A 25,453-nucleotide genomic window follows, 5' to 3' on the forward strand; every position below is an offset into this window, starting at 1 on the left:
ATTAAATGTGGGAGGGGGCTTGCTCCCGATAGCGGAGTGTCAGGGAATGAATCCTTGGCTGACACGCCGCCATCGGGAGCAAGCCCCCTCCCACATTTTGCTCTGCGTACATCAGATGCTTTGGCGCAACCGGGCCAGGTCGCGCAGCGGCGGCGCGCCAAACAACCGGCTGTATTCCCGACTGAATTGCGACGGGCTTTCATACCCTACCCGATAGCCCGCCGCCGAGGCTTCCAGCCCTTCGGCAATCATCAGTCGCCGCGCCTCCTGCAAACGCAGTTGTTTCTGGTACTGCAGCGGGCTCATGGCGGTGATCGCCTTGAAACGATGGTGCAAGGTCGAGACGCTCAGGTTCACTTCCTTGGCCAGGTCGTCGATGCGCAGCGGTTGTTCATAGTTGCCGTTCAGCCATTTGATCGCCTGGCTGACCCGATGGCTCTGGCTGTTGGCCACGGCGATTTCATACAGGCGATAACCCTGCGGGCCCCGTAGCAAACGGTAGAGGATTTCCCGATTGATCAACGGCGCGAGCATGGCGATATCTTTGGGCGTATCCAGCAGCCGGGTCAGGCGCAGCACGGCGTCGAGCAATTGGTGGTCGATGCGGTCGACGTACATTCCGCGGGTCGACGGGCGCGAGGGCACGCCCATGGGCCCGGCCTCTGCGATCAGGGCCGTCAGTTGCGTTGGGTCGATGTTGATACGCACGGAGAGGTTGGGGTTCTCGGCGGTGGCATCGATAATCCGCCCGGCCACCGGCATCGCCACCGAGAACACCAGGTAGTTGAGCGGGTCGTAGGCGAAGATTTCGTCGGCCAGGCGCACTTCCTTGCTGCCGCTGGCCAGGATGCACAGCGCAGGTTCCACCAGCACCGGCATGAAATCCCGCGGTGTGTTGTGGCGGTTCAGGTACAGCGAGGTAATCGCGGTGCCGTAGGAGCCGTCTTCCCAGGTATGGCGGTGCACGATACTGGCCAACTCGGCGCGTTGCTTTTCCATCTCGGCATCGAGGGGAGTGGACTTCGGATCGGGCGACGGCATGGGGCGTCCTCTACACGCTACTTTGATGGGCTCAGCTTAGCGGCGGCTTTTTAAATAGTGTTACGTCGATTCTGCCTGATCCTTGCCTGATCCTGCGATCTGTCGTGAATCAGGCAAGCGCCAGGCCTGTCATCTCCCTGAAACACTGGGCAGGCGCGTGGAATAAATCCTGTGGGGCAAACGTCTTATCTACGCTTTTCGCAGGATTGTGCAATAAGCCGGCAGGAATCGACTAACCGCGTCCACACCCGCGCCGTTATCTTTGATCCTGTGGCAACACGCCCCCACAGTGCTTGCCGAGCATCACTTCTCAACGGGAGAGTCGAACATGTCCACCCCCATTCCCGCGAGCCATATGGCCTTTATCCGCGCCCGTAGCGGGTGCAGCACCGAACTCGGTGCACGCTTGAGCAGTTTGATCGAACCAGGACGCCAGGCCGAGGGTTGCCTGCAATTCTCGTTGCAGCATTCCCAGGTCGACCCCGATGTTTGGCTGGTCTCGGGGTTCTGGAGCAGCGAGCAGGCCATGAGCGCCTACTTCAACTCTCCGGCCCTGATGATCCTCACCGAGCTGTTGAACGACATGGTGATCCGCAGCATGGACTTCCAGACCTTCACCGATGCATCTGCCGCCCATGCCTACGGCGAGTACCTGCAACTGGCCGGTTGAGGGTTACAATGGCCGACTTTCCATTGGCCAGGACCTGCAACATGGCACGTAGACAATTTGCCCACCACGAAGCCGTTTCCGCCGTAGTACCGGGAGAAGGTGGCTACAGCGCCGCCGTCGCGGTCAAGGCACTGGATGGCATGGGCGCCCCGCAGTTTCACAAGATCCTTGAAGGGCAGACGTTCAAGACGGCGTCCGATGCCGATGATGCGGCGACGCTGCAACTTGAGTGCCTGGTCGATGTGGATGCAGAAGGCCAGCTGAGCTGGGCACCTGCTGCGAACTAAACAACGCAGATGAGCAAATGTGGGAGGGGGCTTGCCCCCGATGGCTATGTATCAGCTACAAATTTATTGGCTGACACACTGCTATCGGGAGCAAGCCCCCTCCCACATTTTTATTGCATTTCAATCAGGGTTTTGTGGCGCCTGGACGGTACATTTTGAACAGGGCTTCCGGCCCCAGCTGGAAGTAATCTGCCGGGCCACCCCCCCGCAAAATTGGCTCGGCAGCAGCGGTGTCGTAGATCCCATCCTTTAGCAACCACTTGGCAATGTGCACCGCCACCACTTCGCCCAGCACCAGCCAGCTCGGTACCAATTCCTTGTCGGCGCGTTGTAGTTGAATGATCTGCGTCACTTTGCATTCGAACGACACCGGGCTCTCGCCGACGCGGGGTACAGCGACGACTTTCGAAGCCACCGGTGTCAGGCCGGATAACTCGAATTCGTTCACCTCAGGCGAGACCGCCGCGCAGCTCTGGTTCATCTGCTCGGCCAGCGGGCGGGTGGCCAGGTTCCATACGAACTCGCCGGTCTGTTCGATGTTGTTCAGGCTGTCTTTGCGCCCGACACTGGAAAAACCAATGATCGGCGGAATGTAGTTGAACGCATTGAAGAAACTGTAGGGCGCCAGATTCAGGCGACCTTCGCGGTCGTGTGACGAAATCCAGCCAATCGGCCGCGGGCCGACAATCGCGTTGAACGGATCATGGGGCAGGCCGTGGCCGTTGGCGGGTTCGTAGAAGTGGATATCGTCGGACATGACCTGTTCTGCTCTCAATTCTGAAGCCCACATCATATCCAATATGGGAGGGGGCTTGCCCCTCCCACATTTTTTAGTCCGTGGTAATCCGCGAATGCTTGCGCGTGTCCTTCATGGTCACGTAGACCATCAGCGACACTGCGATACACGCGGTCACGTACCAGTAGTAGCCAGTTTCCATGCCGATGCTCTTGAACCACAGGGCGATGTATTCAGCGGTACCGCCGAAGATCGACACGGTCAGGGCATACGGCAGGCCCACGCCCAGGGCGCGGATTTCGGTGGGGAACAGTTCGGCTTTCACCACGGCGTTGATCGATGTGTAGCCGCTGACGATGATCAGCGCCGCCATGATCAGGAAGAACGCACCCCACCAGGACTGGATGGTGTGCAGGGTAGTGAGGATCGGCACGGTGAACAGGGTGCCGAGGACACCGAAGGCGATCAGGATCGGCCGCCGGCCAATCTTGTCCGACAGCCCGCCGACCAGGGGTTGCAGGCACATGAACAGGAACAGCGTGGCCGCCGAGATGGTGGTGGAGTCGGAGATACTCATGCCGACCGTGTTCACCAGGTATTTCTGCATGTAGGTTGTGTAGGTGTAGAACGCCAGGGTGCCGCCCATGGTCAGGCCAACCACGGTCATCAGTTCCTTGGGGTGGCGCATCAAGGTGCGCATGGCGCTTTCCTTGGCTTTTTCCTTCTTGGTGAACGACTCGGTTTCTTCCATGCCACGACGCAGATAGAGCGCGACCACTGCACACAAGGCACCGATGGCGAACGGGATACGCCAGCCCCAGGCATACAGCTGCTCGGTGGTCAGCAGTTGTTGCAGCACGATCAGCACCGCCAGCGCGATGAGCTGGCCGGAGATCAGGGTCACGTACTGGAAGCTGGAGTAGAAGCCACGGCGTTCCTTGGTCGCCATTTCACTGAGGTAAGTGGCAGAGGTGCCGTATTCGCCACCGACCGACAGGCCCTGCAGCAAACGGGCAAACACCAGCAGGATCGGCGCGCCGATACCAATGACTTCATAGCTTGGGCTCAGGGCAATCAGCAGTGAGCCGAAGCACATCAGGTAGACCGAGGCCATCAGGGCTTTTTTACGTCCGACTTTGTCGGCATACAGGCCCATCAGCCAGCCACCGATCGGGCGCATCAGGAAGCCCACGGCGAAGATCGCGGCGGTGTTGAGCAATTGGGCGGTGGTGTCGCCCTTGGGGAAGAAGGTCTTGGCGAAGTACAGCGAGAAGGCGGCGTAGACGTACCAGTCGTACCACTCGACCATGTTGCCCACCGACCCGCTGAAGATCGATTTGATTCGGCTGGAAGTGGTGCGTTCTTTTGCCGGCGCAGCCGCCGACCCCAGAGGCAAGGTATTGGAGTTATCCATTGAAGGATCCTTCATCTAGTTGTTTTTATGGAGCGTGCTTGAGCACTGCCTGGTTCGGGCTATAGCAGGAGCTGTGCCAGATAGATGAAGGCCCGGAATAGAAGGGTTGCAGGATTTTTTTGAGCGGAAAGTTGCCGATGATTTTCGGCTGGTAAGCGGAAATCCGCTTATGGTTGCTGGCGCCATCTGGGGCAAGCCCTGATGGCGATCGGAAGGTCGCTAGAGAAACATCTCCCTTGCCAACCCATGCCGCTGCATCTTTTCATTGAGGGTCCGGCGCGGCAGTTGCAGCTCGGCCAGCACTGCCTTGATATCGCCTTTATGCCGAGTTAATGCGGCTTTCAGGCAATGTGCCTCGAACGCTTCCTGTTGCGCCGCCAACGATTGCCCGGCCTCGATGCCGTCCGGTTCCGGATCGCCGAGCCCCAACACCTGGCGCTCGGCGACGTTGGCCAGTTCACGCACGTTCCCCGGCCAGTCATGACTGAGCAGGCGCCCCAACTGTGGCCCACTCAAGGGTTCGACATGACGCCCCAAACGTTCAGCAGCACTTTGCGCGAAATGGTCGTACAGCAACGGAATATCTTCGCGGCGCTCGCGCAACGGCGGCAGGCGCAGTTGCGCGACGTTCAGGCGATAGGCCAGGTCTTCACGAAAACGCCCGGCGCGGGCCTCTTCCAGGAGGTCAGGCTTGGTGGCGGCGATGATGCGCAGATCCACATGGATGCTTTGGTTGGAACCCAGCCGCTCCAGCTTCTGTTCCTGCAACACCCGCAGCAATTTCACTTGTTGGGCCAGGGGCATGCTTTCGATCTCATCCAGGAACAACGTGCCGCCATGGGCGTATTCCAGCTTGCCGATGCGTTTGCCCTGGGCGCCGGTAAAGGCGCCGCTTTCGTGGCCGAACAACTCGGCTTCAAACAGCTGCTCGGGGATGGCGGCACAGTTGAGTGCTACAAACGGCTTTTTCGCCCTGGGGCCGAAGTCATGCAGGCAGCGAGCAACCAATTCCTTGCCGCTGCCGGTCTCGCCACGGATCAACACGTTGACCGGCAGGGTCGCCAGGTCCAGCACCTGGCGGCGCAGGTTCTGCAAGCTGCGGGACACCCCCAGCAGGCTGGATTCCAGCTGTGCGCGGTGATCGGCCTGTTGATGCAGGCGGCGGTTTTCCAGGATCAGGCCACGCTTGTCCAATGCCCGGCGCAGGCTGTTGAGCAGGGCCTCGGGGCTAAAGGGTTTCTCCAGGAAATCGTAGGCACCGTCGCGCATGGCTTCGACGGCCATCGGCACGTCACCATGGCCGGTGAGCAAAATCACCGGCAGGTCGGCATCGCGACGCTTTACCTCGGCCAGCAGCTCAAGGCCGCCGAGCCCGGGCATGCGCACATCGCTCAAAATCACACCGGGAAAGTCTTTGGGCAGGTGCGCCAGGCATTCTTCGGCGCGACTGAACAATTGCACCTCAAACCCCGAAAGGCTCAGCCATTGCTCGACGGCGGTGCGAATGCTGGCTTCGTCATCGACCACAATTACGGCGTTCAACATGGCGCTGGCGTCTCCAATGCAATCGGCAAGGTCAGGGTAAACACTGCGCCGTCGCCACGGTTGCCGGCGCTCAGGCGCCCGCCCAATTCATGCACGATAGCGTAGGACACCGCCAGCCCCAAGCCGAGGCCATCGCCCACCGGCTTGGTGGTGAAGAACGGATCGAACACGCTGTTCAGGTGTTCTTCGGCAATCCCGCCGCCGCTGTCGCTGACAGTCAACTGCCACAGCTGCTGATCGGCATGCAGGCGGATTTCCAGGCGCTTGCGCGGCTTGTCGGCCATGGCGTCCAGCGCGTTGCGCAGCAGGTTGATCAGTACCTGTTCCAGGCGGATCGCGTCGCCGCGTACCCAGGCCGGGCGCGTCAGGTTGAGCACGACGCCGATGGCTTCGTCACGCAGGCGCGCGTCGAGCAAGTGCAGGGACTGATCGACCACGGTGGCCAGGTCCAGGCGTTCGCGCAGGCCGCTGGGGCTCTTGCGGGCGAAGGTCTTGAGGTGCCCAGTGAGCGCGGCCATGCGCGTGAGCATGTCATCGAGCGGCGTGAGTGCCTTGTAGGCATCGTCGACGCGGCCGTGGTCGAGCAACAGGCGCAGTGTTGCCAGTTGCATGCGTTGGGCCGTCAACGGTTGGTTGATTTCATGGGCGAGGGCGGCGGACATCTGCCCCAGTGCCGCCAGCTTGGCCGACTGCACCAGGCCGTCCTGGGCGGTGCGCAGCGCCTGGGTGCGCTCCTCGACCAACTGTTCCAGCTCTTCGCGGCTGCGCTGACGCAAGCGGGCCAGGCGCCAGCGCTGGCTGAGGAACAGCGCCAGGAATACCAGCGCCAGCCAGGAACCCGCGGCGGCGAGACCGGCGTTGCGTTGGTCCTCAAACGGGAACTGGGGTTTGCGCAGCAGGTGCAGGGTCCAACCCTCGGCTTTCAACGGCAGGGACTCCCAGATGTAGTTGGCATTTCCGTCGGGGCCATTGACGCGCATCAAATGGCTGTTGTCGTCGAAGCGCTGCAAGACGCTGGTCTCCAGCGGCTGCAGGTGTTTCTTGTCGTATTGGCGGGTGGCCTTGAGTTCAGCCAGGTCAGTTTCGGACAACGGTCGCAGGTTGCGATAACGCCAGCCCGGCTGGTTGGCGATAAACACAATGCCCCGCGCATCGCTGACCAACAGCAAGTCATTACCCTGGGCCCATTCGCGTTCAAGCTCAGGGAATTCCAGCTTGACCACCATGGCGCCGAGGAACTGCTCGTGCTCATCGACCACCGCGCTGGAAAGGAAGTAACCCGGAATGCCAGTAGTCACCCCCACCGCGTAAAAACGCCCGGTGCCTTGGCTCAGGGTCTGGCTGAAATACGGGCGAAATGCGTAGTTGTGGCCGACATAGCTGCTGGGCAAATTCCAGTTGCTGGCGGCCACCGCCAGGCCGCTGCGGTCCATCAGCTCCAGGGTGGATGATTGGGCGGCGCCGTTGATGCGTTCGAGCTTGCGATTGAGCACGTCCTGGGTGGTGCTATCCAGCGGGCCCTTCAAGGCGCGGATCATTTCCGAGTCCAGGGCCAGCACGGCGGGCAGGGCGCGGTAGCGTTCGATCAGGGTGTGCAGGGAGTTGGCATACAGCGCAAGTTGCTGATTGGCGCGAGCGGCGTCATCCACCAGGGCCTGGCGTTCGGCATGGCGTGTGGCCAAGGCAGCGGCAAGCACCGCACCGGCGATGATCAATAACGAGTAAAAGGTCAGGCGCAGGGGGCGAGGGATCACGATCATACGATGATGAACAGGCACGGTAAGGGCGAGCACCATACCATGAGCTGTCTGGAACGTGTGTGGGAGGGGGCAAGCCCCTCCCACATCGACTTACTGTACTTCTACCGCCAGGCTCTCACTGATCTTTTTCTGCCAGATGGCAGGACCGGTGATGTGTACCGACTCGCCCTGACTGTCCACTGCAACGGTGACCGGCATGTCTTTTACGTCGAACTCGTAGATGGCTTCCATGCCTAGTTCGGCGAACGCTACCACGCGCGACTTCTTGATGGCTTGCGCCACCAGGTAAGCGGCGCCGCCCACGGCCATCAGGTACACGGCCTTGTGGTCCTTGATCGCTTCGATGGCGGTCGGGCCGCGCTCGGATTTGCCGATCATGCCCAGCAGGCCAGTCTGCTCGAGGATCTGGCGGGTGAATTTGTCCATCCGCGTCGCGGTGGTTGGGCCAGCCGGGCCGACCACTTCTTCGCGCACCGGATCAACCGGGCCGACGTAGTAGATAAAGCGGCCCTTGAGGTCCACCGGCAGGGTCTCGCCCTTGTTGAGCATCTCGACCATGCGCTTGTGCGCTGCGTCGCGGCCGGTGAGCATCTTGCCGTTGAGCAACACGGTTTCGCCCGGCTTCCAGCTTTGCACTTCTTCCGGGGTCAGGGTGTCGAGGTTGACGCGGCGGGCCGACGGGCCGGCTTCCCAGACGATTTCCGGGTAGGCGTCCAGCGATGGCGCTTCCAGCGACGCCGGGCCCGAACCGTCGAGCACGAAGTGCGCGTGACGGGTGGCGGCGCAGTTGGGGATCATGCACACCGGCAGGGACGCGGCGTGGGTCGGGTAGTCCATGATTTTCACGTCGAGCACGGTGGTCAGGCCACCCAGGCCCTGGGCGCCGATGCCCAGTTGGTTGACCTTCTCGAACAGCTCCAGGCGCATCTCTTCGATACGGTTCTGCGGGCCGCGCTTTTTCAGCTCGTGGATGTCGATGGATTCCATCAACACTTCCTTGGCCATCACCGCGGCTTTCTCGGCGGTGCCGCCGATGCCGATGCCGAGCATGCCCGGCGGGCACCAGCCGGCGCCCATGGTCGGAACGGTCTTGAGCACCCAGTCGACGATGGAGTCGGACGGGTTGAGCATGGCCATTTTCGACTTGTTTTCGGAACCGCCGCCCTTGGCCGCCACGTCCACTTCCACGGTGTTACCCGGGACGATGGAGTAGTGGATCACCGCCGGGGTGTTGTCCTTGGTGTTTTTCCGCGCGCCCGCCGGGTCGGCGAGGATGGATGCACGCAGGACGTTTTCCGGCAGGTTGTAGGCGCGACGCACGCCTTCGTTGATCATGTCGTCCAGGCCCATGGTGGCGCCGTCCCAGCGTACATCCATGCCTACGCGCACGAACACGGTGACGATACCGGTATCCTGGCAGATCGGGCGGTGGCCGGTGGCGCACATGCGCGAGTTGATCAGGATCTGGGCGATGGAGTCACGGGCCGCCGGCGATTCTTCGCGCAGGTAGGCTTCGTGCATAGCCTGGATGAAGTCAACGGGGTGGTAATAGGAAATGAATTGCAGGGCGTCGGCAACGCTCTGAATCAGGTCGTCTTGCTTGATCACGGTCATGAGTCGCGCTCCTCTATAAGGGAACATTCAATAAAGGTGGCTTCAGTGTTGCGTCGGTCGGCTGAAACCATCTTTCCAAGGCACGCCAAAGTGGTGCAGGCGCGACGCTAAAAAGGCGCGGCAGTATAACCCGGCGCGGTGGCCGATACACCCGACTATGGTCAAACTCTGCCGGGCGTGATTCCCTGTGCGCAAACCTATTGATTGAGCCTCCATATGCCTGAACTGCACGTCGGCGAACGCCATTGGTCGGTGCCCACCGGCACTAACCTGCTGGATGCCTTGAACCAGGCGGGAGTCGCCGTGCCCTACAGTTGCCGGGCCGGCAGCTGCCATGCGTGCCTGGTGCGTTGCCAGGGCGAGGTCGATGACCAGCAGCCCGAAGCCCTGAGGCCGACACAACGTCAGCAGGGTTGGCGCCTGGCGTGTCAGTGCCGGGTCGTCGGCGACCTCCAGGTCGAAGCATTTGAACCGTTGCGTGACGGCCTGGCGGCACAGGTGGTGGGCGCTGATTGGTTGAGTTCCACGGTGCTGCGCCTGCGCCTGCTACCGGAGCGTGGCCTGCGGTATCGGGCCGGGCAGCATCTGGTGTTGTGGGCGGGGCAGGTGGCGCGCCCGTATTCCCTGGCGGGCTTGCCCCAGCAGGATGCATACCTGGAGTTTCATATCGATTGCCGCCAACACGGTGAATTCAGCGATGCCGCTCGCCATTTCAAGGTTGGTGAGCCTCTGCGCCTGGGCGAGTTGCGGGGCGGAGCGCTGCACTATGACCCTGACTGGCAATCGCGGCCGTTGTGGCTGCTGGCCGCCGGCACCGGCCTGGGCCCGTTGTGGGGCATATTGCGCGAAGCGCTGCGCCAGGATCACCAAGGTGCCATCCGTGTCATTCACCTGGCCCATGATGCCGAGGCTCATTACCTGGCCGAACCCCTGGCGGCGCTGGCCACGCAGCATGGGAACCTGACGGTGGAGCTATGGACGGCGGCAGAGTTGAACCAGGCATTGGCGCAACTGCGGCTTGTTTCGCGGCAAACGCTGGCTTTACTCTGCGGTCACCCTGTCAGCGTCGAGGCTTTTTCCAAGCGCCTGTTCCTGGCCGGGCTGCCGCGCAATCAACTGCTGGCCGATGTGTTCCTGCCCCGTGGTTGAGCGCTGAAACCTTTTGCCGCGAGATTCGCCATGACCGACGCCATCCTGCAGCAACGCGAACGCGGGTTGCTGACCTTGCAGCTCAATCGCCCTGACAAGAAAAACGCCCTGACCCGTGCCATGTATACGCAACTGGCCGAGGCGCTGGAACAGGCCGATGCAGACTCGGATATTCGCGCCGTACTGCTCCAGGGCAGCAGCGAGTGTTTTACCGCCGGCAATGACATCAGCGATTTTCTCGAACAGCCACCCAACGATCTCGACAGCCCACCGTTTCACTTTATGAAAAGCCTGCTCAACTGCCGCAAACCGGTGATCGCCGCCGTGGCTGGAGCGGCGGTGGGCATTGGCACCACGCTGTTGCTGCATTGCGACCTGGTGTATATCAGCCGCGATGCACGCTTGCGCATGCCGTTCGTTAACCTGGGTTTGTGCCCGGAGTTTGGCTCGAGCCTGATCCTGCCGCGGTTGCTGGGGCATGCGAAGGCGGCTGAACTACTGTTGTTGGGCGAGGGGTTCACTGGCGAACAAGCCGCAGCGTGGGGGATTGCCACCGAGGCGTTGGGCAGTGGCGAGGCGGCCTTGGCCAAGGCGCGAGAAATGGCCGGACGTTTTGAAAGCCTGGCGCCGGGGGCGGTGCAGGTCACCAAGCAGTTGATGAAAAGCGTTGATCGCGAGCAGTTGCGGCAGGTGATCGAGGAGGAGGGGGCGTTGTTTACCCAGCGCTTGAGATCGCCGGAGGCGATTGCGGCGTTGTCGGGGTTTATCACCCGGCGATAAAACGGTGTTGGCTGTTCTGGCGCCATCGCGGGCAAGCCCGGCTCCCACAGTTGACCGCATTCCAATGTGGGAGTCGGGCTTGTCCGCGGTGGGCATGGGTATCTGCTCCCGGGCAGCTTATAGCTATCTAACTGATGCACTGCAATCCAAATGTGGGAGGGGGCTTGCCCCCGATGGCGGCCTGACAGCCGACCAGAATGTTGGACTTTTACCGAGTACATATCCGTTATTTGGGCAACGGCTACTTATGGTTCCGCTTTTACAGCGGCTCACTTTTGAAAAAGCGTGTACGGACCGGACACATGGTTGACACCTGTGCGGGGACATAGTGGACACATTATGCCCCGTAGTCAGGGTTGTTTACGTCGAAGGTCCGTAGAAATTGATGGCAGAAATAGACGTCAAACAAGCCATCTCTTTCAGCGTTAGGGCGTATTGCGATGTGTTGCCCGCGCAGGACTTTGGCGATGCTGAAGTAGCGTTTCTGAAAGCGAAATCGACTGTCATAAACCTTTGCCAATACATCATCTGGGCCATATTCAAAGTCCGACAGTTGCTGTGGATATGCCCAGGGGCTACTCCGATAGCGGTCCATCGGCACCTTGTAGCCCAGCGCCTGATGAGGGCGCTGCAGGTTATAAACCTCACGCCATTGATCAAAAGCCGATTGAGCGTCCATCAGTGTGGAAAAGTACCGTCCATCAAGTACTTCTGCTTTGAGCGAGCGGTGGAAACGTTCGATCTTTCCATTGGTTTGAGGGTGGCGAGGACGGCTGAAGCTGATCCGGATTCCCAGGCGAATCAGCCAAATACTCAACTCTGAAACCTCACCTGGATTGCGTGGCGAGCCCCAGGGAGCACCGTTATCAACGTTGATCCGAACCGGCAAGCCATAGCGCTGGAAAACCTCAATCATCTTCTCCTTCACCGTGGCTCCCCGTTCGTTATCACAGGCCTCAATGGCTAGGCTGAACCGGGAGTGGTCGTCCAACAGCGTCAGGGGGTGGCATCGACCTTGCTGCAGTGCGAAATGCCCTTTGAAATCCATCTGCCAAAGATCATTAGGCGCGTCGTGTTCAAATCGCAGCGTCGCCGAATGCTCCTTCAGAGACGGTTGAATCAGGTCATGCCGGTGCAAGATATTGGTGACGGTGCTGGGGGCGATGCGCTTTTCCAACAGGCTACTAATTGTGCGTCCGCCCCATGCTGGATGGGCCTGTCTAAGTGTGATGACTTGTGCTTCCAAGGCCGTCTGGGTCAGTTTGGGACTGCTCGCTGGTCTGCGGGATTTCTCTTGCAGACCAGGCTGACCCAGCGCCTCGTAGCGTTTGAGCCACTTGTACGCTGTTTGTGGGCTGATACCGAATCGTCGACACAGCTCACGTTTGTTGCTGCCGGGTTGCCGTGCTAAGGCAACGAACTCTTCTTTCAGGCTCATGGTGTCTCTCGTAGTCCAAGGCATGATGGCTTCCCGGCGAAGTTAGTTCGCCGCAAAGTGTCCACCATGTCCCCGCACACCCGTCAACCATGTGTCCGGTCCGTACAAAAAAGCGCAAAAGTAAGCAAAACGCTCTTGCCCCACCACTCGGCACCTCGCTTAGGCTCGGTGTGCCCGTAATCCGACAGGGATTTGGGGGGGCGCCGCCACTCCCCATCCATGGCGCGGGGCGGCTAAAGCGGCATCCCTGCCGGTTTACCCCCCAAATCCCTGTCGAATTCCGGCCAGCGTGGTTTGACGGGGCGCCTAAGATCAAGATCAAAAGCAGATCAAGATCAAGGGCGGCTCGCTGCGCATCGTGGTTACCGGTGGCTGCTACATGGTTGCTTACATATCCATGCCGCGCTGGGGGCTAGCAGCAGATGACTCTGATTTGAAATGCAAAAAGCCCCGCCATTCACATGGCAGGGCTTTTGTTTTCAGCGTGTCAATCAGACCTGCGGGTCGCCCACGTGCAGGATCTTCATGCCATTGGTGCCACCGGTGGTGTGGTAGCTGTCGCCCTTGGTGAGGATGACCCAGTCGCCTTTCTCTACCACGCCGCGCTTGACCAGCTCGTCGATAGCCTTCTGGCTGACTTCGTTCGGTGCCAGCGAAGCCGGGTCGAACGGGATGGTGTACACACCACGGAACAACGCCGCGCGGGCCTGGGCTTCGCGGTGAGGGGTAAACGCGTAGATCGGCACCGAGGAGCGGATGCGCGACATGATTAACGGCGTATAGCCACTTTCGGTCAGGGCGATGATCGCCTTCACGCCCGGGAAGTGGTTGGCAGTGTACATGGCAGCCAGGGCGATGCTCTGGTCGCAGCTTTCGAAGACCTTGCCGATGCGGTGGCTGGAGGTCTTGCTGGTCGGATGCTTTTCAGCGCCGACGCAGATGCGCGCCATGGCCTGCACGGCTTCCAGCGGGTACGGGCCGGCGGCACTTTCAGCCGAGAGCATCACGGCGTCGGTGTAGTCGAGCACGGCGTTGGCCACGTCGGACACTTCGGCACGGGTCGGCATCGGGTTCTGGATCATCGACTCCATCATCTGGGTCGCAACGATCACGGCCTTGTTGTGGCGGCGTGCGTGCAGGATGATCTTCTTCTGGATACCGATCAGCTCGGCGTCACCAATTTCCACACCCAGGTCGCCACGGGCAACCATCACCGCGTCGGACGCCTTGATCAGGCCGTCGAGGGTTTCGTCGTCGGCCACGGCTTCGGCGCGTTCGATCTTCGCCACCAGCCAGGCGGTGCCGCCGGCTTCGTCGCGCAGTTTACGGGCGTATTCCATGTCGGCGGCGTCGCGTGGGAAGGACACGGCGAGGTAGTCGACTTCCATTTCGGCGGCGAGCTTGATGTCAGCCTTGTCTTTTTCAGTCAGGGCTGGCGCCGTCAGGCCACCGCCGCGGCGGTTGATACCTTTGTGGTCGGACAGCGGGCCGCCGATGATCACGGTGCAGTGCAGCTCGGTCGGGGTCGCGGTGTCGACGCGCATGACCACGCGGCCATCGTCCAGCAGCAGTTCGTCACCGACACCGCAATCCTTGACCAGGTCCGGGTAGTCGATACCCACGACGTCCTGGGTGCCTTCGGTCAGCGGGTGGCTGGTGGAGAAGGTGAATTTGTCACCAATCTTCAGCTCGATTCGCTTGTTGGCAAATTTGGCGATACGGATTTTCGGGCCTTGCAGGTCACCCAGCAGTGCAACGAAGCGGCCATGCTTGGCGGCCAGGTCACGCACCAGCTTGGCGCGAGCCTTGTGCTCGTCCGGGGTGCCGTGGGAGAAGTTCAGACGGGCGACGTCCAAACCAGCCAGAATCAGCTGTTCGAGGACTTCCGGCGAGTTGCTGGCCGGGCCAAGGGTGGCGACGATTTTGGTGCGACGGACGGACATGCACAGACTCCTGAGTTCAAGCGCTGGAGAAGGCTACTATGCTCTTTCGTTGTAGTCATTGTTCGTTTGCACTACTTATCGACGATTGGCTTGTTTTTGCTGCGCTTGACTGGGCAAACATCCTTGAAGATTTTCGACCAGGGGTCGATACACTGCACAAGACAGGAGAACCCCCATGCGAATTTTGCTCGTTGCTGCCCTGGCCGTCAGTGTTGTCGGCTGTACTCGCTGGTCGATGGACCATCATTTGAACAACGCTTACCGCGCCTATGGGGTGGGCGATTGCGCGCGCGTCACTCTGGAGTTGTCCCAGGTCGATCGCGAAAGCCGTACCCGTCGTTATGTGCAGCCGGAGGTGTCGATGCTGCGCGGGCAGTGCCTGGAACGGCAGAAACTGTTTGTCGACGCCGCCCAAACCTATCAGTTCATCATCAGCCAATACCCTTCAAGTGAGTACGCCTATCGCGCCCGTGCGCGGCTCGATACCTTGCAGCAACTGGGGCATTTTCCGAGTGCAGGCGCCGTAAAACCACGGCCTGCATCTTTGTAATGAAATTTGTCATTTTATAGCTGGCCGGTCGCCAGTCCTGGGCTATTCTTTGAATGTTCGTTTGTACAAGTTTCTATTCGAACGGATGCAGGGCCTGGATTCGGCAGCTGGCTGGTGACAAACGGTACCTGTCGTCACACCGAGATCCAGGGAGGGCGAGCGACTGCTCGTTGCGAATCACTGGCACGGCCAGACTCTTGGCTATTGGATGGCGACTTCAGCATGTTTACCGAGCGACGGATCGAACGGCATCAACTGCCTTATTTTTTGCAGGTGTTCAATCGTGTTACCGACAAGCCGATCGGCTTTCTGGGCAATGTGTCTGAAAATGGGCTGATGCTGATCAGCCAATTACCCATGATGGTCGATGTGGATTTTCAGCTGTGCTTGAAAATTCCAGTGGCGCAAGGCGAATTCCAGACGATTGATCTGACGGCGACCTGCTTGTGGAGCCATGAAGATGTCAACCCGCAGCATTACGATTCCGGGTTCATGGTGCATCAGCCACCCCAAGCGTATGGGCAACTGATCAACGCGCTGGTGCAGTACTTCAGCTTTGATCCCCAGCAGGCCCCCGTCTGAATGCAGGCATATTAGAACGTACCGGCTTTTTTCCACCCCAGGTAACGCGTCACCAACGTGGCGCCCAGGTCTGATGGCAACGTATCCAATACTGCAAGCCCATGGGCGCTCAAACGATCATGGAGTTGATTGCGGGTGTTGAGGTAATCAACCGTGCCACTGTAAGCCAGGGCTTCGGGCAAGGTCTGCACGGGGGCTTGGCGTAACCGGTCAAGGACTTCCTCTCGCAGGCTCGCCACAAGTACCCGATGTTGCCGACCAATACGTTTGACGGCAGTCATCAGCGCTTCATCGTCCTCATCGCGCAGGTTGGTGACGATGATCACCAGTGCCCGGCGCTTTTGACGCGCCAGTAATTGGCTGGCGGCAGCCTGGTAGTCAGCGGTTCTACGGGTGGTGTCCAGGTCGTAGACCGCATTGAGCAAGCTATTCAACTGGCCACTGCCCTTGACCGGCTTGAGGTAGCGCGACTGGTCGCTGGCGAATGTGCACAGTCCTACGGCATCGCCCTGGCGCAAGGCGACATAACTGAGCAGCAGGCAGGCATTGAGGGCGTGGTCGAAATGGGACAGTTCATCGTCCTGGCTGCGCATGCGCTGGCCGCAATCGAGCATGAACACGATTTGCTGATCGCGTTCATCCTGATATTCACGGGCAATCGGCGTGCGTTGGCGAGCGGTGGCCTTCCAGTCGATCTGGCGCAGGCTGTCACCTTCACGAAACTCGCGCAGTTGATGAAATTCCAGGCCCAACCCTCGCCGCTGATGTTGGCGCACGCCCAGTTGGCTCAGCCAGTTATCCACACCCAGCAACTGCGCGCCGTATAAACGGGCGAAATCCGGGTAGACCCGGGTGGCATCATGGGTTTCGACGAGTCTGCGCGCCGACCACAGCCCCAATGGGCTGGGCAGCAGCAGTTCGCAGCGACTGAAGCTGAAATGCCCGCGGCGCAAGGGGCGAACGCGATAGCCCAGCTCAGCGCGTTCGCCGGGGCGCAGTTGTATGGATTGGGGCTGGTTATCCACACTCAGGCCGTCGGGCACGTGGTCGAACACCCCTACAGTCAGTGGTTGAGGATAGTCATGCTCCAGGCACAGGCGCACCTCTTCCCAGCGCCCCAACGCCAGGCTGCCGGGCAGTTTCCTGTTTACGCGCGCCGAGGGCCGGCGGCGCAAGCGTGCCGCATCCAGCGTCGCCAATAGCAGCAGGGCCAGAAGCAGGCCCCAAGCGATGGAGTGCAAGGTTTGAGGGACCTTGACCTGCAGCGCCATCGAAGCGCCCAACAGGGTGTTCAGGCCCAGCAGCACACCCAGCCAGGTCAGCAACAGACGGGTCGGTTTCATGGCTGCGTCATTGCCTTGGTGCAGCAATCTGGTCAAGTAGCTGCTGGAGCACCTGGTCAACTTCCAGGCCGTCGATGTCCAGTTCCGGCGCAATGCGCACCCGGTGACGCAGCACCGCCAGCGCACAGCCCTTGATGTCATCGGGTGTCACGAACTCGCCACCGCGCAATAGCGCTCGAGCGCGGGCGCCACGTACCAGGGCGATGGAGGCCCTGGGGCCGGCGCCTATGGTCAGCCCCGGCCAACTGCGCGTGGCCCGCGCCAGCCGCACCGCGTAGTCGAGTACCTGTTCATCCAGGGGCAGGGCGCTGGCAATTTCCTGCATCAGCACCACGTCCTCGGCTTGCAGCACGGTGCGCAACGGCTGTACATCCAGCATGTCGGCCCTGGACGAGCGGGTCACTTCGCGGACCATCTCCAGTTCCTGTCGGGCGTCGGGGTAGTCCATGCGCACCTTGAGCATGAACCGGTCCAACTCGGCTTCAGGCAGCGGGTAGGTGCCTTCCTGCTCGATGGGGTTCTGGGTCGCCAGCACCATGAAGGGCTGGCCGATGGGCAGTGCCTCGCCCTCCAGGGTAACCTGGCGTTCCTGCATGGCTTCGAGCAGCGCCGCCTGGGTCTTGGCCGGAGCGCGGTTGATTTCGTCGGCCAGCAACAGGTGGGTGAACAACGGCCCCTTGCGCAGCTTGAACTGTTCGGTCTGCAGGTCGTACACCGCGTGGCCGGTGACATCGCTGGGCATCAGGTCCGGGGTGAACTGGATACGTGCGAAATCACCGCCAAAGCAACGGGCCAGGGCACGTACCAGCAAGGTCTTGCCCAGGCCTGGCACACCTTCGAGCAGGACATGACCACCGGCTATCAAGGCGGTGAGCACGTCGTCAATCACCTGGTCCTGGCCTATCACGGCCTTGCGCAATTCCACACGCAGGGCCTGGGCCTGCTGGCTGGCATGTCCAAGGTTGTCGGCGGTCAGGGGGGTGGCCATTGGAGAGTCGCTCATAGGGCATTCCTGAGGGTTTGCAGGCACGCTACCTGTCGGCTGAAATCGGCACTGGAGAGTCGTTTCAGCGCAAGTGGCTCGAGCGCCTGGCTGATGATATGGGAAGGTTGCCGTGTCAGGTGTTCCAGCACCTGCCGTTGTTTTGCGCTGTCGAGGTGTTCAAAGCCTGGGTGGCGTCGCCGGGCGGCGCGCAGGAGGTCGAGCTGCAAGGCTTGCAGCAAGGTGCCCTGGCCGCTTCGGCGTAGCAGGAAATCGGCACTGGCCTTCAAGTGTTCCTGTAGCTGCCGACGAGCCTTGGGCGCCGGTGCCTGGACCGGGCCTTGGCGCATGCCGGCCTGCCACAGCGTCAGGGCAACCAGTGCTGCGAGGGCGACGAGGGCCTGGGGGAAATAACGCAGCAACAGGGTAAACAGATCGTCCACGTCACTGTTGAACAGCAAGGTTACCTGGGTGCCCTGGTTAATGTACCAGAGCAGCCAGGCGTTATCGTGGTTGCCGATGCCAGGGGTTTTCCACAGGTCGCTATCGGTCACCACCGTGACACGGCCTTGCCCCAGGTTCAGCTGCATCAGGTGGCTGGAGTGCGCGCTGTTGGCAGAGAATTGCGCCAGGTGCTTGGGGTCGATGAGGTTGAAGTCGGTGTCAAAACTGAAATGCGTAGGGGCGGTTTCGTTGTCGACGTAGAGTTTGGTCAGGTCCGGTGCCGGCTTTTTACGAGACCGTGGCGGTTCGTCGAAGGTCTCGCTCAAGGTTTGGCGGATATTGAGGCGATCGAGCAACAGATCGCCGCTTTTACCGGTTTCTTCGTCCCACAAGGCCTCGGCGACCAGCAGCAGGTGGCCACCGGCCTTGGCCCACCCAAGCAGTTGCTCGACCTGGCGTGGAGTCATGTTGCTGCGTTCCCCCAGCAGTAACAGGCTATGGCCTTTCGCGGGCAGGTCGGCGAGGCGTTCAAGACCGTTGGCGTGCGCCACTGTGAGGCCTTGCTCGCGCAGGAAATGCTCGGCAGCCAGATAGGGGTTGGCCCGTGCAACCGGCGATGGGCCGCGATCCACCACTTCGTCGTAGGGAATTGCCTTGTGCCAGGCATACAAGCCGCCGGCGCCTAGCAGGCAAACCAGCAGCAGTGCTACCCACACTAATGGGCGGTTCATTGGCCCGCTCCGTCGCTGAACAGTGCACGCCAATCGTTGCATAGCTTTTGCTGGGCCGAGGAGGGAGGCAGACGATGACCATAGGCGAGGTTTTGCCAGTGCCGTGTCAGTTCGTCACTGAATGCCAGTAACTGCGGCTGCTGCAAGCGATGCACGTGCCCCAGCACCTGGCCTTCAGTGTCGGCGCTTTTCAGCGGCAGGTCGTATTCGTGCAATAGCCGGCTGAGCAGGCCGCGATACAGCAGGCCGAGGGCTTCCCGTGGCTGGGTGGGCCATAGCTGTTCGGCGGCGCCGGCAAGGTCATCGGGCAATGTGTCGGTGCCCAATTCCAAGCCGAACAGCTGGGTGGGCATGGCACTGGCCGTTTTCGGGCGAGGCTGTCGGCTGCGACTGACAAAGGTGCGCAACCATTCGCGGTAACGCCACACCACTAGCGCCAACCCGCCAATCACCAGGCTCCATAGCAGTATTTCCAAGGCTTTAGCGACGTGCCTGAAGGCATCGCTGTTGAGGTTGTCGAGCAAGGCCTGGAGCCAGCGGGGTAGTTTTCCATCGCCATGGCCTTGGTTTCCAACCGGCGCCTTTTCTTCGCCAAACCGATAGCGTGTGACGGTTTCCGGGTTCTTGAAGGGTGGTTTTTCCAGCATCGCCTTGATGGATTGGCTGGCGGCCTGGGTATTGAGCGACTTGGGGCCAGGCGGTTCCTGCGCCATGGCAGATGGGCTGAGCTGTAGCAGTGCCAGGCCCACGACCAGCAACAATGCTGGCGCAACACTGCTCAGGCGCTGGCGCAAGCGCCGGAATATCAGCTCCAGGTCCCAGGCCTCCAGGACCGTACGCCGATTGAGGTACAGGCTGAAGCCGCAGGCGACGTAGATGGGCTCCCAGAACACCAGCACCATGGCATAGAACGCGTTACTCAGGTGCCCCAGCCATAGCACGTCCGAGCCCGTTGCCAAGGCCATCCGTTGCCAATCCCAGTCCAGTTCCACGTTTTGCGGGATGAACAGATAGAACAGGGCCATGGCGCCGAACCACAGGCCGATTTCCAGGTGTACACCGATGATCGTCAGCCAGCGTGCGGCCCCGGCATTGCGTTGCAGTAATACCCCCAGGCGCTGTTGGCGCCCATGACCATCGAGACCTTCAAGTTGGCTGACCGGCAGGGTAAAGCTGCGACTCAGGCTCAGTCGCCGCCAGGTCAGGCTGGCGAACAGTTGCCCCTTCAGCAGGTGCGGCCAATGGCGAACGGCCTGTTTGAGGCTGGGTGTTTCGCCAAACAGAGCCTTGGACAGGATGTACAGCGGCAAGCGGTCAAAGGCCGGCTTGAGCCACCAGAACAGGAACATGGCCAGCGACGGGTAACGCCACAGCAGCACAGTGAGCACCATAAATACCGGCAGGCTTACCAGTGCCCAACTGCCCATCAGCAAGAGGCGGTGTTGCCTGGCCATCAACACACCCAGGTCCATGGCTTCCCAGGCGGTACGCGGGCGAATCATCACGCTGGAGTCAGTCAGGCGCATGATGAGTCCGCCCGGCGAATATCAGGTAGGCGGCCACCAGCAGCCAGAACGCGGCGCCCACCAGGTATTTGATCCAGGGGGCAATGTTGGTGGTGGAGGACCAGTAGGCTTCGATAAACGCAGCGATGAGCAGGAGCATCATGACACCGCAGAGCATTCGCACACTTTTACGGGCCGCCAGGCGTAGGGCCTCGCCGCGTGCCAACCGCCCCGGCGCGACCAGTGACCAGCCCAATTGCAGGCCCGCGGCACCGGCCAGGGTGATGGCGGTGAGCTCGAATGCGCCATGGCCAATGGCAAATGACCAGAAGGTCTGGCCATAGCCAATCTCGGTAAGGTGCCCGGAGACCGCGCCGATGACCAAACCGTTGAAAATCAGGAAGAACACGCTGCCCAGGCCGAACAACAGGCCGGCCGCAAACGTCTGGAAGGCGATGCCGATGTTGTGCATCACGTAGTAGCCAAACATCATCCAGTCTTCGCTGGCGGCCCGCTCGGCGGCACGGCCCAGGCGGCTGGCCTGGGGGTCGTACATGCCCTGCATTTCAGCTACTTGTTGGGGGCTGACGATGCTGTAGATAAGATCGGGAAACAGGTAGACCAGCAGCGCTATCCCCACCAGGCTGCCAAAGAACAGCAGGCCGGCGATCAGCACGAAGCGCCACTGCTGGCGTACCAGGCGTGGGAAGTCGGCGAGGATGAACGCCAGCACGTTTGCCGGCAGCTGGCTGCGATGACGGTACAGTTGTTGGTGGCCGCGCAGCGCCAGTTGTTGCAGCGGGTCTACCAGGTAGCTGCTGTAGCCGCGCTCCTGGGCCAGGGCCAGGTGCTGGCATAGGCGGCGGTATTGATGAGGGAAGCCCGCGACATCGGCGGCCTTGGCTTTGCCTTGCTCCAATTGCTTGAGCTGTTCGGCGAAGGCTTGCCATTCTGGCTGGTGGCGGCTTTCAAAAAGGCTCTGCTTCATGTCGGCCCCAACAAGCCACGGGCCACACCGTTGAGTTGCTCCACGGCGCGGGCCGGGGGTACTTGCAGGGGCTCGGCGAGGATCGCGGCCAGCTCATGCACCCGTTCGGCAGAGAGCTCGGCCTGACGCTCGGCGAAACCGAGAATGGCCCGCTGTTCGCTCAGTTGCAGTGCGAAGGGCAGGCGCAGGGCGGTGGCTTGAGGGATTCGCGGGCGTACCAGCGGCAGTTCGCGGTAGACCACCAGCGTGCCCGCGGCCAGGTCGCCAAGCCGCTTGAAATGCGGGTGTTGCAGGCAACTGATCGCACCGAGGAAGTAACCGAAGGGCAGCATGTCGACAAAGCGCAAAAGGTTGCGAATCAACGACCCCGACCAGCCAATGGGCGTGCCGTCGTCCTGTACTACCCGCAAGCCCATCACCTGTTTGCCCGGGGAGCAACCCTGGTTGAGGACTTCGAACAGCACCATGTACCACCAGCTCACCACAAACAGCAGCAGCGAGCCTAGCCCGACGCCAATGTTACCAAGCAGCGCCAGGGGCACCAGCAGGATACCCATGATGATCCCACGCACGCCCAGGTCGAAGGCAAAGGCCAGTGCCCGGGGTGGCAGGCCGGCAGGACGCAAGGGCAGGTCGATACCTTCCGGCGTCTCGATCTGGTAGTGGGTATCCAGGGGTGTTGATGCCATTGCGGTCCTTTGCATTACGACTAAGAGACACGGATGCTAGCAGTGTCGACGGTGGAAGCAACCCTTCAAGGTTTTGCTGGATATTTATACAGTAAAGGTATCGCTGGCCCCGAGCGCCTTGCAGCGCCTAGACTTTGTCGGTCTTCAGCACAGGAATAGCCCGTGACCTCGATTTTCTGGTACGACTATGAAACCACCGGTATCAACCCGCGTAATGATCGCCCGCTCCAGGTAGCCGGTATCCGCACTGACCTGGACCTCAACGAGGTCGGTGCGCCGATCAACCTTTATTGCCAGCCCAGCGACGATATCCTGCCCCATCCGGCTGCGTGCGCGATCACCGGGATTACCCCTGGCGTCCTGGTGCAAAAAGGCCTTGCCGAAGCCGACTTCATGACCCGGGTGCACGCCGAACTGGCCACGCCAGGCACCTGCGGCGCCGGCTACAACACCCTGCGATTTGACGATGAAATGACGCGCTACAGCCTATATCGCAACTTTTTCGATCCTTATGCGCGGGAATGGCAAGGCGGCAACAGCCGTTGGGACTTGATCGATGTGATGCGTACGGCCTATGCATTGCGGCCCGAGGGCATTACCTGGCCGGAGCAGGACGGGCGCGTGACGCTCAAGCTCGAGCGGTTGACCGAAGCCAACGGTATCGAGCACGGCCAGGCCCACGACGCGTTATCTGATGTGCGTGCGACTATTGCCCTGGCGCGGTTGGTCCGGGAGAAACAGCCCAAGTTGTATGAATGGTTGTTTCAACTGCGCAGCAAGCAGCGGGTCATGGATCAGGTGCGGTTGCTGCAACCAATGGTGCATATCTCCGGGCGTTTTTCTGCCGAGCGCCATTATCTGGGGGTGGTGTTGCCTCTGGCCTGGCACCCGCGCAATCGCAATGCCTTGATCGTCTGCGACCTGGGGCTCGACCCCCAGGGGTTGCTGGATCTGGACGCCGAGACCCTGCGCGAGCGCCTTTACATGCGCCGTGGTGAGTTGGCCGAAGGTGAACTGCCGGTGCCTCTCAAGTTGTTGCATATCAACCGCTGCCCGGTGGTCGCGCCGTTGAAGGTGCTGCGCCCGCAAGATCGCGAGCGTCTGCAATTGGATATGGATACTTTTCAGGCGCGGGCGCTGCGGCTAACTGACGCACAAGCAGTTTGGCGTGACAAGTTGGCGGCCATTTACGCCGAAGAAGACTTTGCGGCGAACCAAGACCCGGAGCAGCAGCTCTACGATGGCTTTATTGGCGACCGTGACCGGCGTTTATGTGAACAAGTTCGCATGGCAGAGCCCGCGCAGTTAGCGCGCCAGCAGTGGCCGTTCGATGATCATCGTTTGCCGGAATTATTATTTCGCTACCGCGCGCGTAACTTTCCTGAAACCTTGAACAATGAGGAGCAACAGCGCTGGAAACTTTTCTGTCAGCAACGCTTGTCGGATCCGCAGTGGGGAGCACCGAATACCTTGCTGGCATTTAAGCAGGCGCGTGAGGAGTTGGCAGTTAGTGCTACATCGTTTCAGTGTGGGGTACTCGAGCAATGGCAGGACTATGCCGACTCTTTAGCCGCTCGACTGAACCTGTAGGTGGATAACTACAGAATATCCTGACAATAAAAAACGCCAGCAAGCTGGCGTTTTTAATGTGTTGCGTATCGGCCGAAGGTCCGACCAGGCTTAGCCCAGCAGGGTAGCCCAACCTTCAACCACATCACCGCCCCACTTGGCTTTCCACTCTTTCAGAGTCTTGTGGTTGCCACCTTTGGTTTCAATCACTTCACCGTTGTGCGGGTTTTTGTACTGCTTGACCTTGCGAGCACGCTTGGTGCCGGTAGTTTTCACAGCGCCGCGTGGTGCTTTAACTTTCGACTCTGGATCCAGCAGCGCGATGATGTCACGCAGGGATTTGGAGTATTCACCCATCAGGGTGCGCAATTTGCCTTCGAATTCCAGCTCGGTTTGCAGCTTGTCGTCTTGGGACAGGTTCTTCAAACGAGCTTGCAGCTCTTTGATGGCTTCTTCGGTGGCGCGGTATTCGTTGATCAGAGACATGTGGACTACCTTATGTAGAACGCTGATTGGCAGGGTGAGTGGCCCAATAATAGTCAGGCAATTTCGCCAAGTAAACATTTAAGACGGTATTTGTGTGAATTACATTGAATGTTTGTGGCAAAGCGATGCAAACGAGTTAATTAATAGGCGCTGGGCAGAAAGATAATCGCGTTAATTTCCTGTTAACTGCTCGAGTTTGCCTTATACGGTCAAACAGCGATGGTAAAAACCTTACGCGATTAAGGGGTGTTGCCAGGACCAGCACCGCGAATAAGGCGTAAGGAATACTGCAGTTTTTCTGCGCAATCGCTAGAATAGCGGCCTTTGCGAAGTTCTGGAGTTTCCCCCTAATGCGCACTTTTCGGCTGGTGATTGCTTGCCCGGACCGGGTTGGCATCGTTGCCAAGGTCAGTAACTTTCTGGCTTCCCACAATGGCTGGATCACCGAGGCGAGCCATCACTCGGACGATCTCAGCGGTTGGTTTTTCATGCGTCACGAAATTCGTGCCGATACACTGCCCTTTGGCCTGCAAGCCTTCCGCGAGGCGTTTGCGCCCATCGCCGAAGAGTTTTCGATGACTTGGCACATCACCGACACGGAGCAGAAGAAGCGTGTGGTGCTGATGGCCAGCCGCGAATCCCACTGCCTGGCGGACCTGCTGCACCGTTGGCACAGCGATGAGCTGGACTGCGAGATTGCCTGCGTGATCTCCAACCATGACGACCTGCGCAGCATGGTCGAATGGCATGGCATCCCGTACTACCACGTGCCGGTCAATCCCCAGGACAAGGAGCCTGCGTTCGCCGAGGTATCGCGCCTGGTCAAGCAGCACGACGCAGACGTGGTAGTGCTGGCGCGCTACATGCAGATCCTGCCGCCGGAACTGTGCCGTGAATACGCCGGCAAGGTGATCAATATTCATCACAGCTTCCTGCCGTCGTTTGTCGGGGCCAAGCCCTATCACCAGGCTTCCCTGCGCGGCGTGAAGTTGATTGGCGCGACCTGCCACTACGTCACTGAAGAGCTGGATGCCGGCCCGATCATCGAACAGGACGTGGTACGCGTCAGCCACAGCGACAGTATCGAAGACATGGTGCGTTTCGGCCGTGACGTCGAGAAGATGGTGCTGGCCCGTGGCCTGCGTTATCACCTGGAAGATCGCGTGTTGGTGCATGGCAACAAGACCGTGGTGTTCTGATCAGCCCG

23 protein-coding genes are annotated in these 25,453 nt (G+C 60.4%); 8 read left to right on the top strand and 15 right to left on the bottom strand.

Annotation, left to right across the window (positions count from 1 at the left end; translation table 11 throughout):
- Positions 1–111: 111 nt before the first annotated feature.
- A complete protein-coding gene (locus tag NMB39_RS05670) occupies positions 112–1,041 on the bottom strand; it encodes an AraC family transcriptional regulator (protein WP_057013244.1) in 930 nt (309 codons plus the stop codon).
- Positions 1,042–1,369: 328 nt separating this feature from the next.
- On the opposite strand from NMB39_RS05670, the gene NMB39_RS05675 reads away from it, so the two are divergent.
- Together NMB39_RS05675 and NMB39_RS05680 are read left to right on the top strand one after the other, a co-directional pair.
- Complete coding sequence (locus NMB39_RS05675; RefSeq protein WP_043050050.1) at positions 1,370–1,711, top strand: antibiotic biosynthesis monooxygenase family protein; 342 nt, start codon at positions 1,370–1,372, stop codon at positions 1,709–1,711.
- 41 nt (positions 1,712–1,752) lie between these two features.
- Positions 1,753–1,998, top strand: coding sequence for a hypothetical protein (locus NMB39_RS05680; RefSeq protein WP_057021792.1), 246 nt, complete (start codon positions 1,753–1,755; stop codon positions 1,996–1,998).
- Between the two features lie 124 nt (positions 1,999–2,122).
- Here NMB39_RS05680 and NMB39_RS05685 read toward each other — a convergent pair whose 3' ends face one another.
- The 5 genes from NMB39_RS05685 to NMB39_RS05705 all read right to left on the bottom strand — a co-directional run bounded on the left by NMB39_RS05685 (position 2,123) and on the right by NMB39_RS05705 (position 9,067).
- Positions 2,123–2,755 carry a flavin reductase family protein gene (locus NMB39_RS05685; protein ID WP_124401765.1) on the bottom strand — a complete coding sequence of 211 codons (633 nt, stop codon included), beginning with the start codon at positions 2,753–2,755 and terminating at the stop codon, positions 2,123–2,125.
- Positions 2,756–2,828: 73 nt separating this feature from the next.
- Positions 2,829–4,148 (bottom strand): MFS transporter, encoded by a 1,320-nt coding sequence (locus NMB39_RS05690; RefSeq protein WP_046069366.1) that lies wholly within the window; start codon positions 4,146–4,148, stop codon positions 2,829–2,831.
- A 219-nt stretch (positions 4,149–4,367) separates the two neighbouring features.
- Positions 4,368–5,693 (bottom strand): sigma-54-dependent transcriptional regulator, encoded by a 1,326-nt coding sequence (locus NMB39_RS05695; protein WP_198720755.1) that lies wholly within the window; start codon positions 5,691–5,693, stop codon positions 4,368–4,370.
- Positions 5,687–7,453: a sensor histidine kinase gene (locus tag NMB39_RS05700; protein WP_057021638.1), complete on the bottom strand. Its 1,767-nt coding sequence runs from the start codon at positions 7,451–7,453 to the stop codon at positions 5,687–5,689. The genes NMB39_RS05695 and NMB39_RS05700 overlap by 7 nt, the downstream gene beginning before the upstream one ends.
- Before the next feature lie 90 nt (positions 7,454–7,543).
- Complete coding sequence (locus NMB39_RS05705; protein ID WP_046069363.1) at positions 7,544–9,067, bottom strand: fumarate hydratase; 1,524 nt, start codon at positions 9,065–9,067, stop codon at positions 7,544–7,546.
- Between the two features lie 216 nt (positions 9,068–9,283).
- Between NMB39_RS05705 and NMB39_RS05710 the strand changes: the two genes are divergently transcribed.
- Both NMB39_RS05710 and NMB39_RS05715 read left to right on the top strand, forming a co-directional pair.
- Positions 9,284–10,216 (top strand): iron-sulfur-binding ferredoxin reductase, encoded by a 933-nt coding sequence (locus NMB39_RS05710; RefSeq protein ID WP_494339543.1) that lies wholly within the window; start codon positions 9,284–9,286, stop codon positions 10,214–10,216.
- Positions 10,217–10,246: 30 nt separating this feature from the next.
- On the top strand, positions 10,247–10,996 hold the full coding sequence (locus NMB39_RS05715) for an enoyl-CoA hydratase-related protein (RefSeq protein ID WP_057021636.1): 750 nt from the start codon (positions 10,247–10,249) through the stop codon (positions 10,994–10,996).
- 337 nt (positions 10,997–11,333) lie between these two features.
- On the opposite strand, the gene NMB39_RS05720 is transcribed toward NMB39_RS05715, so the two are convergent.
- Together NMB39_RS05720 and pyk are read right to left on the bottom strand one after the other, a co-directional pair.
- Positions 11,334–12,458: an IS481 family transposase gene (locus NMB39_RS05720; RefSeq protein ID WP_494339542.1), complete on the bottom strand. Its 1,125-nt coding sequence runs from the start codon at positions 12,456–12,458 to the stop codon at positions 11,334–11,336.
- Positions 12,459–12,925: 467 nt separating this feature from the next.
- The gene (gene pyk / locus NMB39_RS05725; protein WP_043050041.1) at positions 12,926–14,377 is read right to left on the bottom strand and encodes a pyruvate kinase; all 1,452 of its coding nucleotides are present in this window, start codon (positions 14,375–14,377) and stop codon (positions 12,926–12,928) included.
- Between the two features lie 175 nt (positions 14,378–14,552).
- Between pyk and NMB39_RS05730 the strand changes: the two genes are divergently transcribed.
- The gene (locus tag NMB39_RS05730) at positions 14,553–14,927 is read left to right on the top strand and encodes a tetratricopeptide repeat protein (RefSeq protein ID WP_043050040.1); all 375 of its coding nucleotides are present in this window, start codon (positions 14,553–14,555) and stop codon (positions 14,925–14,927) included.
- Between the two features lie 222 nt (positions 14,928–15,149).
- The gene (locus NMB39_RS05735) at positions 15,150–15,509 is read left to right on the top strand and encodes a PilZ domain-containing protein (protein WP_057021635.1); all 360 of its coding nucleotides are present in this window, start codon (positions 15,150–15,152) and stop codon (positions 15,507–15,509) included.
- An 11-nt stretch (positions 15,510–15,520) separates the two neighbouring features.
- Here NMB39_RS05735 and NMB39_RS05740 read toward each other — a convergent pair whose 3' ends face one another.
- The 6 genes from NMB39_RS05740 to NMB39_RS05765 are packed head-to-tail and all read right to left on the bottom strand — an operon-like array spanning position 15,521 to position 22,191.
- Positions 15,521–16,852, bottom strand: coding sequence for a DUF58 domain-containing protein (locus NMB39_RS05740; protein WP_494339541.1), 1,332 nt, complete (start codon positions 16,850–16,852; stop codon positions 15,521–15,523).
- A gap of 7 nt (positions 16,853–16,859) precedes the next feature.
- The gene (locus NMB39_RS05745; RefSeq protein ID WP_494339540.1) at positions 16,860–17,855 is read right to left on the bottom strand and encodes an AAA family ATPase; all 996 of its coding nucleotides are present in this window, start codon (positions 17,853–17,855) and stop codon (positions 16,860–16,862) included.
- On the bottom strand, positions 17,852–19,009 hold the full coding sequence (locus tag NMB39_RS05750; protein ID WP_057021632.1) for a DUF4350 domain-containing protein: 1,158 nt from the start codon (positions 19,007–19,009) through the stop codon (positions 17,852–17,854). The genes NMB39_RS05745 and NMB39_RS05750 overlap by 4 nt, the downstream gene beginning before the upstream one ends.
- A complete protein-coding gene (locus tag NMB39_RS05755) occupies positions 19,006–20,535 on the bottom strand; it encodes a DUF4129 domain-containing protein (protein WP_494339539.1) in 1,530 nt (509 codons plus the stop codon). Before NMB39_RS05755 ends, NMB39_RS05750 begins: the two co-directional genes overlap by 4 nt.
- Positions 20,522–21,502 (bottom strand): stage II sporulation protein M, encoded by a 981-nt coding sequence (locus tag NMB39_RS05760; RefSeq protein WP_057021630.1) that lies wholly within the window; start codon positions 21,500–21,502, stop codon positions 20,522–20,524. The genes NMB39_RS05755 and NMB39_RS05760 overlap by 14 nt, the downstream gene beginning before the upstream one ends.
- Complete coding sequence (locus NMB39_RS05765) at positions 21,499–22,191, bottom strand: RDD family protein (protein ID WP_057021629.1); 693 nt, start codon at positions 22,189–22,191, stop codon at positions 21,499–21,501. The genes NMB39_RS05760 and NMB39_RS05765 overlap by 4 nt, the downstream gene beginning before the upstream one ends.
- Before the next feature lie 162 nt (positions 22,192–22,353).
- On the opposite strand from NMB39_RS05765, the gene sbcB reads away from it, so the two are divergent.
- Entirely contained in the window at positions 22,354–23,781 is a 1,428-nt protein-coding gene (sbcB, locus tag NMB39_RS05770; RefSeq protein WP_057021628.1) for an exodeoxyribonuclease I, read from the top strand.
- A gap of 90 nt (positions 23,782–23,871) precedes the next feature.
- Here the strand turns inward: sbcB and mvaT are convergent, their stop codons facing one another.
- A complete protein-coding gene (gene mvaT / locus NMB39_RS05775; protein ID WP_005790963.1) occupies positions 23,872–24,246 on the bottom strand; it encodes a histone-like nucleoid-structuring protein MvaT in 375 nt (124 codons plus the stop codon).
- Between the two features lie 350 nt (positions 24,247–24,596).
- Here mvaT and purU point away from each other — a divergent pair, with 350 nt between their 5' ends.
- A complete protein-coding gene (gene purU, locus NMB39_RS05780) occupies positions 24,597–25,445 on the top strand; it encodes a formyltetrahydrofolate deformylase (RefSeq protein ID WP_043050024.1) in 849 nt (282 codons plus the stop codon).
- Positions 25,446–25,453 lie beyond the last annotated feature (8 nt).

It is taken from the genome of Pseudomonas sp. FBCC-B545 (assembly GCF_059134095.1).

Excerpts from the sequence above, each read along its gene's own strand:
- NMB39_RS05670 (WP_057013244.1), bottom strand. The coding sequence starts at position 1,041 with ATGCCGTCGCCCGATCCGAAGTCCACTCCCCTCGATGCCGAGATGGAA.
- NMB39_RS05675 (WP_043050050.1), top strand. The coding sequence starts at position 1,370 with ATGTCCACCCCCATTCCCGCGAGCCATATGGCCTTTATCCGCGCCCGT.
- NMB39_RS05680 (WP_057021792.1), top strand. The coding sequence starts at position 1,753 with ATGGCACGTAGACAATTTGCCCACCACGAAGCCGTTTCCGCCGTAGTA.
- NMB39_RS05685 (WP_124401765.1), bottom strand. The coding sequence starts at position 2,755 with ATGTCCGACGATATCCACTTCTACGAACCCGCCAACGGCCACGGCCTG.
- NMB39_RS05690 (WP_046069366.1), bottom strand. The coding sequence starts at position 4,148 with ATGGATAACTCCAATACCTTGCCTCTGGGGTCGGCGGCTGCGCCGGCA.
- NMB39_RS05695 (WP_198720755.1), bottom strand. The coding sequence starts at position 5,693 with ATGTTGAACGCCGTAATTGTGGTCGATGACGAAGCCAGCATTCGCACC.
- NMB39_RS05700 (WP_057021638.1), bottom strand. The coding sequence starts at position 7,453 with ATGATCGTGATCCCTCGCCCCCTGCGCCTGACCTTTTACTCGTTATTG.
- NMB39_RS05705 (WP_046069363.1), bottom strand. The coding sequence starts at position 9,067 with ATGACCGTGATCAAGCAAGACGACCTGATTCAGAGCGTTGCCGACGCC.
- NMB39_RS05710 (WP_494339543.1), top strand. The coding sequence starts at position 9,284 with ATGCCTGAACTGCACGTCGGCGAACGCCATTGGTCGGTGCCCACCGGC.
- NMB39_RS05715 (WP_057021636.1), top strand. The coding sequence starts at position 10,247 with ATGACCGACGCCATCCTGCAGCAACGCGAACGCGGGTTGCTGACCTTG.
- NMB39_RS05720 (WP_494339542.1), bottom strand. The coding sequence starts at position 12,458 with ATGCCTTGGACTACGAGAGACACCATGAGCCTGAAAGAAGAGTTCGTT.
- pyk (WP_043050041.1), bottom strand. The coding sequence starts at position 14,377 with ATGTCCGTCCGTCGCACCAAAATCGTCGCCACCCTTGGCCCGGCCAGC.
- NMB39_RS05730 (WP_043050040.1), top strand. The coding sequence starts at position 14,553 with ATGCGAATTTTGCTCGTTGCTGCCCTGGCCGTCAGTGTTGTCGGCTGT.
- NMB39_RS05735 (WP_057021635.1), top strand. The coding sequence starts at position 15,150 with ATGTTTACCGAGCGACGGATCGAACGGCATCAACTGCCTTATTTTTTG.
- NMB39_RS05740 (WP_494339541.1), bottom strand. The coding sequence starts at position 16,852 with ATGAAACCGACCCGTCTGTTGCTGACCTGGCTGGGTGTGCTGCTGGGC.
- NMB39_RS05745 (WP_494339540.1), bottom strand. The coding sequence starts at position 17,855 with ATGAGCGACTCTCCAATGGCCACCCCCCTGACCGCCGACAACCTTGGA.
- NMB39_RS05750 (WP_057021632.1), bottom strand. The coding sequence starts at position 19,009 with ATGAACCGCCCATTAGTGTGGGTAGCACTGCTGCTGGTTTGCCTGCTA.
- NMB39_RS05755 (WP_494339539.1), bottom strand. The coding sequence starts at position 20,535 with ATGCGCCTGACTGACTCCAGCGTGATGATTCGCCCGCGTACCGCCTGG.
- NMB39_RS05760 (WP_057021630.1), bottom strand. The coding sequence starts at position 21,502 with ATGAAGCAGAGCCTTTTTGAAAGCCGCCACCAGCCAGAATGGCAAGCC.
- NMB39_RS05765 (WP_057021629.1), bottom strand. The coding sequence starts at position 22,191 with ATGGCATCAACACCCCTGGATACCCACTACCAGATCGAGACGCCGGAA.
- mvaT (WP_005790963.1), bottom strand. The coding sequence starts at position 24,246 with ATGTCTCTGATCAACGAATACCGCGCCACCGAAGAAGCCATCAAAGAG.
- purU (WP_043050024.1), top strand. The coding sequence starts at position 24,597 with ATGCGCACTTTTCGGCTGGTGATTGCTTGCCCGGACCGGGTTGGCATC.